This is a genomic window from Comamonas terrigena NBRC 13299 (assembly GCF_006740045.1).
Lineage (GTDB): Bacteria > Pseudomonadota > Gammaproteobacteria > Burkholderiales > Burkholderiaceae_C > Comamonas > Comamonas terrigena.
The window spans coordinates 725504-738962 of record NZ_AP019749.1 but is presented as its reverse complement, the minus strand read 5'-3'; the positions used below and the strand labels follow the sequence as shown (position 1 = coordinate 738962).

The following is a 13459-nucleotide window of genomic DNA, read 5'->3' as shown; positions in this document are numbered from 1 at the left end:
CGTGTCAGGCGGGTGCACAGCACCGGTCAATGACCTGGCGCACCAGCGCATCCGGTGCGCCGCGCATGGTGGCCTTTCCCGGGCCGTCGATCAGCACGAAGCGGATCTCGCCCGCTTCGGCCTTTTTGTCCACCCGCATATGTTCCAGGTAGGCGCCGGCGTTGTCCTGCGCGTCCAACACGGCGCCGCGCGTGGGCAGGCCGGCACGTTCGATCAGGCGGGTCAGCCGTGCCACAAAGGCCGCGTCCACCATGCCCAGTTCCTGCGACAGATGGGCCGCCATCACCATGCCGGCACCCACGCCTTCGCCGTGCAGCCAGTTGCCGTAGCCCATGCCGGCTTCGATGGCGTGACCAAAGGTGTGGCCAAAGTTCAGCACTGCGCGCAGACCAGTTTCCTTCTCGTCCTGGCTGACCACCCAGGCCTTGATCTCCACGCTGCGCTTGACCGCCTGCGCCATGGCCGTGCGGTCACCGGCACGCAGACGGTCGATGTGCAACTCCAGCCACTCGAAGAACGCCATATCGGCAATCGGGCCGTACTTGATGACCTCGGCCAGCCCTGCCGACAGCTCGCGCGGAGGCAGGCTGTCGAGCGATGCCAGATCGCACACCACCAGCTGCGGCTGGTAGAAGGCACCGACCATGTTCTTGCCCAGCGGGTGGTTGATGGCGGTTTTGCCGCCCACGCTGGAATCCACCTGCGACAGCAGCGTGGTGGGCAGTTGCACAAAGGGCACGCCACGCATATAGCTGGCAGCGGCAAACCCCGTCATGTCACCAATCACGCCGCCCCCCAGGGCAAACAGCACGGTCTTGCGATCGCAGCCATGCTGCAGCAGGGCGTCAAAAATCAGGTTCAGCGTCTGCCAGTCCTTGTAGGCCTCGCCATCCGGCAGCTCCACCACATGCACCTGCGGGTAGCGGCCCGCCAGCGCTGCACGCACCTGCTGCAGGTACAGCGGCGCCACGGTGGTGTTGGTCACGATCAGCGCACTGGCCGCCTTGGGCAGCGCGGCATAGGTGGCGGCATCGCCCAGCAGACCGGCGGCAATGCGGATCGGGTAGCTGCGCTCTCCCAGATCAATGTGCACGGTGGCCTGGTCGGCCGTGGCAGAGGCGAAAGGGACAAGCGGGGCAGCGGAGGTCATGCGGGCAGAAAGTCAGAAAACGGGAAAGGTCTGCGCCCAAGTGTAGGGCAGCCGGCAGGCCGAGGCATCGCGGACCGGGTGGTACACCCACGGCAGAGGCGATGGTCGCGTGCGGACATGAAAAAAACCCGCAGGCCTTGCGGCGTGCGGGTTGTGTCGGTCTGGGACCGGGCAGAGCCTGGGCTCCACCCTTGTCACAGCGGCCAACAGGCAATTACATGCCCATGCCGCCCATGCCGCCCATGCCACCCATGCCACCCATGTCGGGAGCACCAGCGCCTTCGGCCTTGGGGGCGTCAGCGATCATGCACTCGGTGGTCAGCAGCAGCGAAGCCACGGAAGCAGCGTTTTGCAGAGCGGTACGGGTCACCTTGGTGGGATCCAGAATACCCATTTCCAGCATGTCGCCGTAGGTGTCGTTGGCAGCGTTGAAACCGAAGTTGCCTTGGCCCTTCAGCACCGAGTCCACCACCACCGAGGGTTCGCCACCGGCGTTGGACACGATTTCGCGCAGAGGGGCTTCCACGGCCTTCAGCACCAGCTTGATACCGGCGTCTTGCTCGGCATTGCCAGTGGACAGAGCGCCCACGGCTTGCTTGGCGCGCAGCAGGGCCACGCCGCCGCCGGCCACGATGCCTTCTTCCACAGCAGCGCGGGTAGCGTGCAGGGCGTCTTCCACGCGGGCCTTCTTTTCCTTCATTTCGACTTCGGTCGCAGCGCCGACCTTGATCACTGCCACGCCGCCGGCCAGCTTGGCCACGCGTTCTTGCAGCTTTTCACGGTCGTAGTCGCTGGTCGCTTCTTCGATCTGCAGGCGGATTTGCTTGACGCGGGCTTCGATTTCAGCAGCTTGGCCAGCACCGTCGATGATGGTGGTGTTTTCCTTGCCGATTTCGACGCGTTGGGCTTGGCCCAGGTCTTCCAGGGTCACCTTGTCCAGGGTCAGGCCGACTTCCTCGGCGATCACCTTGCCGCCCGTCAGGATGGCGATGTCTTCCAGCATGGCCTTGCGACGGTCGCCGAAGCCAGGAGCCTTCACAGCCACGACCTTCAGGATGCCGCGGATGGTGTTCACCACCAGAGTCGCCAGGGCTTCGCCTTCGACGTCTTCGGCAATGATCAGCAGGGGACGGCCAGCCTTGGCAACTTGCTCCAGGGTGGGCAGCAGGTCACGGATGTTGCTGATCTTCTTGTCGAACAGCAGCACGAAGGGGTTGTCCAGAATCGCGGCTTGCTTTTCGGGGTTGTTGATGAAGTAGGGCGACAGGTAGCCGCGGTCGAATTGCATGCCTTCCACGACATCCAGTTCGTTGGCCAGGGACTTGCCCTCTTCCACGGTGATCACGCCTTCCTTGCCGACCTTGTCCATGGCTTGGGCAATGATTTCGCCCACGTCGGAGTCGGAGTTGGCGGAAATGGTGCCGACTTGGGCGATTTCCTTGGAAGTGGTGGTGGCCTTGGATTGCTTCTTCAGCTCTTCCACCAGGGCGGCGACAGCCTTGTCGATACCGCGCTTCAGGTCCATGGGGTTCAGACCGGCAGCCACGTACTTGGAGCCTTCGCGCACGATGGCCTGGGCCAGCACGGTGGCGGTGGTGGTGCCGTCACCGGCGATGTCGTTGGTCTTGGAAGCCACTTCCTTCACGAGCTGGGCGCCCATGTTCTGCAGCTTGTCCTTCAGTTCCACTTCCTTGGCCACGGACACGCCGTCCTTGGTCACGGTGGGGGCGCCGAAGGAGCGCTCCAGCACCACGTTGCGGCCCTTGGGGCCCAGGGTCACTTTAACGGCATTGGCCAGAATGTTCACGCCTTCGACCATGCGTGCACGTGCTTCACCACCGAAAACTACGTCTTTTGCTGCCATGTTTGGCTCCTACAAATGGGTTCAATTTGGCTGTTTCAGCGCATCCAGTGGGCTGAGACAGCTATGAATTTGAAAGTTTGGATGCTGGGGAACGGGTGCCTGGGGCCGCGGGCCTCTGGCACCGGCAAATCACCGGGTGATTTACTTCTCGACGACTGCGAACAGGTCGTCTTCCTTCATCACCAGCAGCTCGTTGCCGTCGATCTTGACGGTCTGGCCAGAGTACTTGCCGAACAGCACGCGGTCGCCGACCTTCACGTTCAGAGCGATCTGTTCGCCCTTGTCGTTGCGCTTGCCAGGACCCACTGCCAGCACTTCGCCTTGGTCAGGCTTTTCGGCGGCGTTGTCAGGGATATAAATGCCCGAAGCCGTCTTGGTTTCGTTCTCAAGGCGCTTGACGATCACGCGGTCGTGCAGAGGACGCAGGTTCATTCACTTCTCCTAGAAATCAACAAAGTGGATTTATCCGTTCCACGCTGCGCAAAGCCAGCGTGGCTAAACAGGCGAGGGACCGGGCTTGTTAGCACTCAACCCCTACGAGTGCTAATAATAAGGCGAAATCGGAAGCTTTCAAGTCCCAAGGTCGCTTGAAAAGCAGGGTTACCGTGGAACGCTGCTGCGGCAGAACGTCATTTGACTTTCGTTCCGGTGTCCCTCACTTTCGCTTTGCACCGCCCGGGGCCTGGGCAAGGCCTTCCGACCTCTGTCTATGTGCTTCGGCGTCAGCGACAGCAACTGCTGCAGCAGCCTGACCACCGATCCAGACACCGTGGCGCTGTTCTACCGTCTGGTGACGGTGCAAGCCAGTCGATACTTGGTAACGCATGCCCGTGTGCCCGCGCCCTCTTCCGCCCATCGCCCACAGTGCTGCGTGTCTTGGATCCAGACAGTACCGTGCGACCCAGGCTATGGCTTTGGCGGGCGGCACCGCCTGCCTCTACGCCCAATATGCCGCCCAAACCTACGCGATCCATTTAAAACAAATACTTAGGCGCAACGCAAAACGACTGTCCCGTGGCGTCCCGCACCGCCAAGGCACTCTCGCTGGCGCGGCACGTCACTTTGCTTGCGATATTTCTGCAGGCTCACGCCCTGTGTGGAGCAGGGTTGGTGAAGCAGCTCCGCTCAGGCCGCCACCGGCTCGAAGGTCTTGCCGCAAGGATCGATGCGGATGCCCGGCTTGAGCTTGGACCAGGGCAGGTTTTCCAGCACCATAGGCATCGATCCAGGCGCGGTTGCGACAATGATTTCGCGCGCGATCGGCGTGTAGTCGGCGCGGAAATGGACCGCACTCTTCACCACAAGAATGTCCTGCGCAGTAGGCTCGATGCCCACCACACGGAACATGGCCTGGTCTGCCATCTGCACCTTTTGCGATGCGACGACGATGCGCACCCCTTCGATGCGCAGGCACGCGCAGGCGCCCAGATCCAGCTTGAAGCCCCGGTAGTACGGGCCCGTGGCATCGACCTTGCCGTCGGAGATTTTCTCGACCAGGAATTCGGCTTCGCACGGCACATCGCCTCGCACACCCGACTTTCCTCCCAACGACAGGCGCACACGTGCGCCTTCGCCGGCTTCATGTGCCCTGGCCGCAGAAGCCGCATCGACGATCAGGCCAATCGCCGCGTTCTGCGCCCTGCTCGCCACCAGTGCGTGCAGCATGCCGGTGGAGTCAGAGTTGCTGCCTGCACCGGGATTGTCCTGCGCGTCGGCGATGATGGTGGGCTTGCCACTACCCGCATGCGCCATGGCGTAGTGCACGGCTTCTGCGGGAGCGTAAAGCTTGCCCGCAAAGTGCGACTCTGCCGCAAGTGCGGCCTGCGCAAGCGGTGCCAACAGTGCGTCAGCATGTGCCTGTGTGTCTGCATAGGCCCAGAGCACCGGAGAGCATTCTTCAAAGTCAGCGGCCGGAAAACCGGTGGCAAATGAGATGTGCGTGTCGGGGGTCTCGCCTGCCTCCAACTGCTGGTACAGCGTTTTCGCCGGCTCGATGTCCGTGCACTGCCAGCAGATGGGCACCAGATACGGCAGACGCTGCACTGCCATGGCGGGGCGCTTGCCCGTCTGCAGACGGCGCTGGAGCTGGCTGTATGCGCGCACGCCCGTTTCGGCCATATCCACATGCGGATAGGTGCGGTAGGCCACCAGCATGTCTGCCTCGCTCAGCATGCGCGTCGTGACGTTGGCATGCAGATCCAGGGTCGCGATCACAGGCACCCCACTGCCGACCAGCGCGCGCACGCGGCGCAGCAACTCGCCTTCGCCATCATCAAAATGCTGCGCCACCATGGCGCCGTGCAGATCGAGGTAGACGGCATCCACCGGCAATGCTTGCTGGATGCCATCGAGGATCAGGGCGGCGATGCGCTCGTAGGTTTCCCGCTCCACATGCGCCGAAGGACTTGCCGCACACCAGGTGGTGGGCACCACTTCGTCGCCAGCATCAAGTGCCGCCTGCACAAAGCCCGCCGCCGGAATGTTGGAGCCGCGGATCGTCGGCCACAGCTTCTCGCCCGAAACCAGACCAGGCCAGCCACCGCCAGCCTGGAATGCTGCCCAATCCGCCAGATCGGGCGCGAACGTATTGGTCTCATGCTGAAACCCGCCATACACAATTTTGGCCATTTCTATCTCTCTCTGTTGAATGGGAGCCCCCGGACAGGGGGCAGCGAAGGGAATCTGGACCGGTCAGGCCGCCAGTGCCTGGGTCACCGGACGGAAGTTCTGGAAGTCCCAGTGGCGTCCCGGCGCCGCATCGATCAGCGCCTGCGTGTAGGCCTGCTGCGGCGCGCCCAGCACCTGCTGCACCGTGCCGGCCTCCACCACCTGGCCGCTCTTCATGACCATGATGCTGTCGCATATCTGCGCGGCCACGCGCAGGTCGTGGGTGATGAACAGCACGCCAATGCCCACGCGCTGGCGCACTTCTTCGAGCAGATCCAGCACCTGCGCCTGCACCGAAACGTCGAGCGCGGAAACGGCCTCGTCCGCCACCAAAACATCGGGCTCCATGACCAGTGCGCGCGCAATGCAGATGCGCTGGCGTTGCCCGCCCGAGAACTGGTGCGGAAAGCGATCCAGCGCCTGGCGCGGAAGCCCCACCAGATCCATCGCCTCGGTCGCCTTGGCCATGGCCTCGTCGCGAGGCATACCGTAGTTCAGCAGCCCTTCGATGACCGAATCGCCAATGCGGCGACGCGGGTTCAGACTGCGGTACGGGTCCTGGAACACGATCTGGATGCGCTTGCGCAGCGGCAACAGTGCGCTGCGGCTCAGGCGGGTGATGTCGTCCTGCTTCAGCCGGATCTCGCCGCCGCTCGGGTCGATCAGTCGCACGATGCAGCGCGCCACGGTTGATTTCCCTGAGCCCGATTCCCCCACGATGCCCAGAATCTCGCCGCGCTTGAGCGTGAGCGACACCTCACTGGCAGCAAGCACCATCTCGGGCTTGCGCAGAAAACCCTTGGACTTCGGATAGGTCTTGTTCAGGCTGCGCACCTGCAGAATCGTCTCGCCCTCAGGCTGCGCACGTGCATGCGGCACCAGACTGGGAACGGAGGACACGAGCATGCGCGTGTACTCCTGCAGCGGGCGGGCCAGAATCTCCTCACGCGTGCCGGACTCCACCACCTTGCCGCGGTTCATCACAAGGATGCGATCGGCAATTTCGGCCACCACGCCGAAGTCGTGGGTGATGAAGACCACCGCCGTGCCATGCTTTTCCTGCAGCTCACGCATCAGCGACAGGATCTGCTTTTGCGTGGTCACGTCGAGTGCCGTGGTGGGTTCATCGGCAATCAGCAGGCGCGGCTTGAGGATCAGCGCCATCGCAATCACGATGCGCTGGCGCTGACCTCCCGAGAGCTGGTGCGGATACGAGTCGTAGATGCGCTCGATGTCGGGCAGATGCACGGCCTCCAGCATCTGCAGCACCTTGGTGCGGCGTTGTGGGGCCGACAGCGTGGAATGCAGTTTCAGCACTTCCTCTATCTGCTTGCCCACGCGGTGCACGGGGTTCAGCGCGGTCATGGGCTCCTGGAAGACCATGGCGAGTTGCGAGGCGCGCAGCGCACGCATCTGCGCGGCATCCAGGCGCAGCAGGTCTTTCCCGTCCAGCTCGATCACGCCCGAGGACACCTGCAGGCTGTCGGCAGGCAGCAGGCCCATGGTGGCGAGCGAGGTAAGCGATTTGCCCGAGCCCGATTCGCCCACGATGCACAGCGTCTCGCCCGCATGCACCTGCAGGCTCAGGTCGCTGACCAGCGTCTTGCCGTCGCCGCCCTTGAGCTGCACGCACAGATTCCGGATGCTCAGTACAGCGGGATTCGATGGATTGTTTGGTGTCATCACTGGATCCACAAATGAAGTAAACGCGGAAAGCGGCGCATCACATGCGCTTGGCCATGCGCGGGTCGAGCGCATCGCGCAGGGCATCGCCCAGCAAATTGACGCTCAGCACCGTCAACGACAACAGCAAACCGGGGTAGAGCACCAGGCCAGGCAGGAGCTGGAAGTAGGCACGCCCCTCGGCCATGATGTTTCCCCACGAGGAAATCTCGGGCGGCACGCCGGCGCCCAGGAAACTCAGGATGGCTTCGGTCAGGATGGCCGAGGCAAAGATGTAGGTGCACTGCACGATCAGCGGAGCCATGGTGTTGGGCACCAGGTGGCGCACCATCAGCGTGGGCAGCGGCGTCCCCAGCGTGAGCGCCGCCTCGACATAAGGCTCGTTGCGCACGCTCAGAATCACACCACGCACCAGCCGCACCACCCGCGGCACCTCGGGAACGGTGATCGCGATGAGCACGGTCAGCAGGCTTGCGCCAGAGATCGACACCAGCGCAATCGCCAGCAGGATGCCCGGGATGGCCATCAGGCCGTCCATGACACGCATGACGATGGCATCGACCCAGCGAAAATACCCCGCGAGCACACCGATGAACAGACCGATGACAAGGCTGAATGCCGCGACGCCCAACCCTACGACCAGCGACACGCGGGCACCGTAGAGGACGCGGCTGAACACATCGCGGCCATAAGCGTCTGTTCCCAGGAAATGCTCGGCGGAAATCGGGCGCAGGCGCTGTGCGGGGTTGATCTCGGTGGGGTCGCTGCTTGCCAGGAGCGGCGCGGCAATCGCCACGAAGATGACGGCTGCCAGCACGATCAGAGACAGCATCACAGGCCAGGTCTTGAGCGTTGCCCACAGATGGGAGCGCTTGGGTGCGGCCAATTCCGTGGCGGCAGAGACCGCGATGGCGGGGGGGCTTGAAGAGAGTTGCGTCATGCTGGACCTCAATAGCGGATTCGCGGATCGAAGATGGTGTAGGACACGTCCACCACCAGATTGATCAGCACATAGACCAGCGCAAACAATAGGATCAGCGCCTGAATGACCGGGTAATCGCGGGCCAGCACGGCTTCCACCACCAGGCGACCAAGACCGGGAAGGTTGAACACCGACTCGGTCACCACCACGCCACCGATCAGCATGGCGATGCCTACACCGATGATGGTGACGATGGGCACCGCCGCGTTGCGCAGCGCATGGCCGAGCAATACGCCTCGCTCGTTGAGACCCTTGGCCCGCGCCGTGCGGATGAAGTCTTCGTTCATCACTTCGATCACGCTGGTGCGCGTGATGCGGGCGATCAGCGCGATATAGACCGAGCTCAGCGCCAGCGTTGGCAAGGTGATGGAGCGCAGAAAGGGCCACAGGCCTTCCGACAGCGGCTTGTAGCCCTGCACCGGGAACCAGCCAGCTCCCAGGGACAGTGCGAGGATCAGGACATAGGCCGTGACGAATACGGGAATCGAGAATCCCAGCACCGACAGGGCCATCACCGCGCGGTCCAACAGCTTGCCTTGGCGCCATGCAGCCAGCACACCCAGCGGAATGGCGACCACAATGGCGACGATGATGGTGCTCAGGCACAGCGCGATGGAGGGCCCCATGCGCTGCACGACCATCTCGAGCACGGGCGTGCCCGACAGCAAGGAAGTGCCCAGATCGCCACTGAGCAGTTGACCGACCCAGTGGAAGAACTGTTGGTAGACCGGCTTGTCGAGCCCCAGGTTCTGGCGAATGGCCTCGAGTTGCTCGGGCGTCGCGGAGTCTCCCGCCAGAATCGCCGCAGGATCCCCCGGCGTGAGGCGCAGGATGGCAAAGACGACGGCGGCAACCACCACCATCACTGGCAGTGCCGCAGCCATGCGTTTGAGTACAAATGCAATCATGACGAAAGACTCACTTTTTCATGCGGGCTGATTACTTCTTCTGGACATTCCAGAAGACCGGAACCGGAGCTTCCAGTGCGCCGCTGATGCTGTTGCGGTACGCGGCCGGCACGTAGTACTGGCCCATGGGCAGCAGCACGCCTTCGGCAATCACCAGCTTCTGGATCTGGCCGGCCAGCTGCTTGCGCTTGGCCTCCTCGGCGGTACGCGAGAACTCAATGCGCAGGCGCTCGATCTCGGGCACGTCGGGCCAGCCGAACCATGCCCCCTTGCCGTTGGCGGCCACCCCGAAGGCACGCAGGGGGTCGGACGCTTCGGCCATCACGTTGTTGGTGGCAAAGATATTCCAGCCGCCCTCCTTGGGAAGCGCCTGGTTGGCGCGGCGCGTCACCACGGTCTGCCAGTCCATGGCCTGCATTTCCACCTTGAAGCCCGCTGCGCGCAGGGCCTGACCGATCACCACGGGCTGGGTGTTGACCGAAGGCGTGTCGGTGGGCTGCAGGATCACCACGGGCGTGCCGTCATAACCGGCTTCCTTCAGCAACTCCTGGGCCTTCTTGGGATTGGCCTTGATGGTGACATCGGCACCTTCCTGGCTGGCATAGGCCGAGTCGCAGCCAAACAGGGCAGCGCAGGGCTTGAAGTACTGCTTGTTGCCGATCATGGCTTGCAGCACCGGCTCCTGGCCCACGGCATACATGGCCGCTTCGCGGATCTTCTTGTTGTTGAACGGCGCATGCAAGTGGTTCATCCGCATGACGGTCTGGTAGCCCTGGGGGTCCAGCACCTTGATGGCGATGTCCTTGTTGGCACGCACGATCGGCTCGAGGTCGAAAGGCAGCTGCTCCAGATAGTCGATCTCTCCATTGACCAGCGCGTTCACCGAGGTCATCGCGTCGGGCGTGGCGATCCACTTCACGCGGTCCACCAGCACCTTCTTGCCACCGGCCAGACCCGATGCCGGCTCGGAGCGGGCTACGTAGTCGGTGTTCTTTTCATAGACCACCTGCACGCCCGGCTTGAACTCGGCGGCCACGAACTTGAACGGGCCCGATCCAATCGCCGTGGTGATGGCCTGTGTGGGAGGTGTCTCCGCGATGCGCTTGGGCATCATGAACGGCGCCACGCCGCTGGGCTTGGCCAGGGCGCGCACGGCCAGGTCGCTGGCCTCCTTCATGGTGATGGTGAAGGTCGAGGCATCCACCACCTTCATGTCGGCCATCTCCGAGGTCATCAGCTGGCCCATCTTGTCCTGCGTGGCCCAGCGCTTGATGGAGGCAACGCAGTCCTCCGCCGTCACAGCACCACCATCGTGCCACTTGAGGCCGGCGCGCAGCTTGAAGGTATAGGTACGGCCGTCAGCGGAAGCCTTCCACTCTTGAAGCATCTGCGGGCGGATCTGGTTGTCCTTGTCCGTGGCCAGCAGCGTGTCGTAGACCATGTAGCCATGGTTGCGCGTGATGTGGGCCGTGGTGATGATCGGGTCCAGCACGCGCAGCGGGGCATGCATCACAGCGTTGACCGTGGTCTTTGCCTGAGCGTGGACGGATCCCACCAGGCCGCACGCGAGCAGCGAGGCTGCCAATGCCGCATGTGCGAAAGAACTCATTGCTTTACTCATCGTCAATCTCCGTGGTTTCCTCAATGGAAATGAAAGGCATGGCACACACGCCGGGTGAATGAAATGAAAAAAGGGAGGGAGGTGCGGGAGGAGTGGCCTGCGGATGCTCCGCACTAGTTGCCACCCGTGTCGGCCAGTGCGCCAAACAGCCGATCGCTGGCGCGCTCGCCTTCGAGCAGCAGGGCCTCGTATTCGTCGCCCGGCATCAGCGCCCCGCCGGTCGTCCAGACAATGTGATTCGCCCGCAACATCCGTGCCTGCAAGCCCTGCTCCGCGATGTAGCGCTGGCCCGCTTCGGATTGCAGCAGCGCACGCGGCCCGCTGACCGCAGCGGCTGCCGATGGTTCCACCTTGAACCCCGCCAGCGACTGCATGCGCCACACGTCCGCATGCATGCATTCGTCCGACGTGACGGCCACACCGGCGAGGCGCTCCCGCATCAGCGGGTACACCAGCTCCGACGCTCGCGGCACTGCCAAGCCATCGGCAATCGTGCGATTGTGCTGACCCGCGTCGTAGATGCTGATACCTGGCTTGTCCGGGTTCTGCATCTGCACCAGAAAGCACGCCGAGTCCTCTGGCTCCACGAAAAAACAGTGCACCGCTGCCCCAAAAACATGCTTGAGCCCGTAGCACACACCGCCCGGGGCCCCGCCCACTCCGCAGGGGATGTAGACAAACAAGGGGCGCTCCTCGTCCACGGCAATGCCTTGCGCAGCAAACTGAGCACTCAGGCGCAGCGCCGCCACGGCATAACCGCTGAAGAGCGAGAGCGAATGCTCGTCATCCACGAAGTGGCACATCGGATTGGCCTTCGCCAGCTCACGCCCCTTGGCCACCGCCTGACCGTAGTCGCCCTCATATTCGTGCACCGTCACGCCATGGCTGCGCAGCTTGCGCTTCTTCCAGTCCTTGGCCTCGGCCGACATGTGCACCGTTGCGCGAAAACCCAGCGCAGCCGACATGGTGCCGATGCTCATGCCCAGATTTCCCGTGGATCCGACAGCCACCTCGTAGTGCGAGAACACCTCGCGCGCAGCCGGTGAGCCCAGGGTCTGGTAGCCGTGCTCGCCCACCAGCAAGCCGTTGTCCCGTGCCACCTGCTCGGCGAACTCCAGTACTTCATGGAAGCCGCCACGGGCCTTCACCGAGCCGGCCACCGCAAGCTGATGGTCTGCCTTGACCCAGAAGCTGCCAGGCAACGACGGCCCCGCACCGATCACCGCAGGCGGCAGCGCGCACAAGGGCGACTCCACGATGCCACCGCTTTGTGCAAGCTCGGGGAACAGCGTGGCGAGCAAGGGGGCGAAGCGCGCCAAGCGCTGCTCCGCTTTTTCAACATCACTGATAATAATGTCAGAAGTTTTTGAAGCAGGTGGCTCCGGCACACATCCCGCATTGATCCACAGCGTTGAAACCTGGCTGAAAACTTCTTCATCATCCTGCGACATAGGTGTTTTCCCCATATAAATTCAGCACTTGCAAGCGATCAACACCCAAGCAACAGAAATTGCATTCTGTGGACGATATGCATATGTGACAAGTCAACCTTGTCAATCCATTCATTAGTTTCATCAATGAACACCAACCATCTATCGCCGTCGCTGCTCACCTGGCTCAGGTGCTTTGACGCCGTGGCCAGGCACAACAGCTTCACGCTCGCGGCCAAGGAGCTGCATGTCACGCAGGGCTCGGTCAGCCAGCAAGTGAAGAAGCTGGAGGAATATCTGGGTGTGCCGTTGTTCTACCGAGAGGGGAAATCGCTGTCGCTGACGCGCGAGGGGGCGCGGCTGTCACTGGTCTCCGAGCAGTCGTTCGAGACGCTGAACCAGGCCGTGGGAAAATTGCGGCGTGACCAGCGCAGCACCAACGCACCGCTGAACCTGAGCTGCTCGCCCTCCTTCGCAATGCTCTGGCTCACGCCGCGCGTGAGCGATCTGCTGCAGGGCAAGTCAGGCGTCACGGTGCGCATCTATGGCGAATACCACATGCTCGACCGCGTCGGCATGGGCCTGAGCGGCATCCAGGCCGGCATCCGCTTCGACCCCGGGCATTACGTTGACCTGAACGAGGAGATGTTCCTCGACGAATGGATCATCCCCGTCACCACGCCCGAGTTCCTGGCCCGCCATCCGGACATCCGCAGCATTGCCGACGTCGCGCCGGGCATGATGCTGCACGACGAAAACCCCTGGCACAGCGCCACGCAGAACGTCGAATGGAACACCTGGCTGGAGGCGATGGACGCACCGCCCAGCAAGCCCGGCGGGGTGTACTTCAACCTCTCGCAGCTGGCCATGGTGGCGGCGCTCACGGGACAAGGTATCGCCATGGGCCGTCTGGCCCTGGTGTATGACGAACTCAAGAGCGGGCGGCTCGTGGCGCCCTTCCCCTGTGCCGTGAAGTCCAAGGCCAGCTACCGCTTCATCAGCGGGCAGAAGTCAACAGACACCAACGAGCACTTGCGCCAATGGCTGCATGCGACCAGCGATCAGTTCAAGCTCGAACGCAATGAGCTGCTCGAGCAAATGGGGATTGAGTGCCGACAGCGCTAGGCTGAAGCCCGCGACTGTCGGCCGTGCGG

Annotated in this window: 10 protein-coding genes; 1 reads left to right on the top strand and 9 read right to left on the bottom strand. The window is 63.0% G+C overall.

The features are described from left to right. Nucleotides 1-4: 4 nt before the first annotated feature. The 9 genes from aroB to dsdA all read right to left on the bottom strand — a co-directional run bounded on the left by aroB (nucleotide 5) and on the right by dsdA (nucleotide 12326). Entirely contained in the window at nucleotides 5-1150 is a 1146-nt protein-coding gene (gene aroB, locus CT3_RS03325; protein WP_066540323.1) for a 3-dehydroquinate synthase, read from the bottom strand. 214 nt (nucleotides 1151-1364) lie between these two features. Further along, nucleotides 1365-3014 (bottom strand): chaperonin GroEL, encoded by a 1650-nt coding sequence (groL, locus tag CT3_RS03320; RefSeq protein WP_066540320.1) that lies wholly within the window; start codon nucleotides 3012-3014, stop codon nucleotides 1365-1367. A 141-nt stretch (nucleotides 3015-3155) separates the two neighbouring features. Beyond that, the gene (gene groES / locus CT3_RS03315; protein WP_066540317.1) at nucleotides 3156-3446 is read right to left on the bottom strand and encodes a co-chaperone GroES; all 291 of its coding nucleotides are present in this window, start codon (nucleotides 3444-3446) and stop codon (nucleotides 3156-3158) included. A gap of 693 nt (nucleotides 3447-4139) precedes the next feature. Next, nucleotides 4140-5642 (bottom strand): M81 family metallopeptidase, encoded by a 1503-nt coding sequence (locus CT3_RS03310; RefSeq protein ID WP_066540315.1) that lies wholly within the window; start codon nucleotides 5640-5642, stop codon nucleotides 4140-4142. A 63-nt stretch (nucleotides 5643-5705) separates the two neighbouring features. After that, nucleotides 5706-7364, bottom strand: coding sequence for an ABC transporter ATP-binding protein (locus CT3_RS03305; protein WP_066540312.1), 1659 nt, complete (start codon nucleotides 7362-7364; stop codon nucleotides 5706-5708). A 40-nt stretch (nucleotides 7365-7404) separates the two neighbouring features. After that, nucleotides 7405-8304, bottom strand: a complete 900-nt coding sequence (locus tag CT3_RS03300; RefSeq protein WP_066540310.1) for an ABC transporter permease — start codon at nucleotides 8302-8304, stop codon at nucleotides 7405-7407. An 8-nt stretch (nucleotides 8305-8312) separates the two neighbouring features. Further along, on the bottom strand, nucleotides 8313-9254 hold the full coding sequence (locus CT3_RS03295) for an ABC transporter permease (protein ID WP_066540308.1): 942 nt from the start codon (nucleotides 9252-9254) through the stop codon (nucleotides 8313-8315). A 31-nt stretch (nucleotides 9255-9285) separates the two neighbouring features. After that, the gene (locus tag CT3_RS03290) at nucleotides 9286-10863 is read right to left on the bottom strand and encodes an ABC transporter substrate-binding protein (RefSeq protein ID WP_066540306.1); all 1578 of its coding nucleotides are present in this window, start codon (nucleotides 10861-10863) and stop codon (nucleotides 9286-9288) included. Nucleotides 10864-10988: 125 nt separating this feature from the next. Then, the gene (dsdA, locus tag CT3_RS03285; protein ID WP_098066054.1) at nucleotides 10989-12326 is read right to left on the bottom strand and encodes a D-serine ammonia-lyase; all 1338 of its coding nucleotides are present in this window, start codon (nucleotides 12324-12326) and stop codon (nucleotides 10989-10991) included. A 126-nt stretch (nucleotides 12327-12452) separates the two neighbouring features. Here dsdA and CT3_RS03280 point away from each other — a divergent pair, with 126 nt between their 5' ends. Next, nucleotides 12453-13430, top strand: coding sequence for a LysR family transcriptional regulator (locus CT3_RS03280; protein ID WP_066540303.1), 978 nt, complete (start codon nucleotides 12453-12455; stop codon nucleotides 13428-13430). The last annotated feature ends 29 nt before the right edge of the window (nucleotides 13431-13459 follow it).

Excerpts from the sequence above, each read along its gene's own strand:
- CT3_RS03290 (WP_066540306.1), bottom strand. The coding sequence starts at position 10,863 with ATGAGTTCTTTCGCACATGCGGCATTGGCAGCCTCGCTGCTCGCGTGC.
- CT3_RS03280 (WP_066540303.1), top strand. The coding sequence starts at position 12,453 with ATGAACACCAACCATCTATCGCCGTCGCTGCTCACCTGGCTCAGGTGC.
- dsdA (WP_098066054.1), bottom strand. The coding sequence starts at position 12,326 with ATGTCGCAGGATGATGAAGAAGTTTTCAGCCAGGTTTCAACGCTGTGG.
- CT3_RS03305 (WP_066540312.1), bottom strand. The coding sequence starts at position 7,364 with ATGACACCAAACAATCCATCGAATCCCGCTGTACTGAGCATCCGGAAT.
- groL (WP_066540320.1), bottom strand. The coding sequence starts at position 3,014 with ATGGCAGCAAAAGACGTAGTTTTCGGTGGTGAAGCACGTGCACGCATG.
- CT3_RS03300 (WP_066540310.1), bottom strand. The coding sequence starts at position 8,304 with ATGACGCAACTCTCTTCAAGCCCCCCCGCCATCGCGGTCTCTGCCGCC.
- CT3_RS03310 (WP_066540315.1), bottom strand. The coding sequence starts at position 5,642 with ATGGCCAAAATTGTGTATGGCGGGTTTCAGCATGAGACCAATACGTTC.
- CT3_RS03295 (WP_066540308.1), bottom strand. The coding sequence starts at position 9,254 with ATGATTGCATTTGTACTCAAACGCATGGCTGCGGCACTGCCAGTGATG.
- groES (WP_066540317.1), bottom strand. The coding sequence starts at position 3,446 with ATGAACCTGCGTCCTCTGCACGACCGCGTGATCGTCAAGCGCCTTGAG.
- aroB (WP_066540323.1), bottom strand. The coding sequence starts at position 1,150 with ATGACCTCCGCTGCCCCGCTTGTCCCTTTCGCCTCTGCCACGGCCGAC.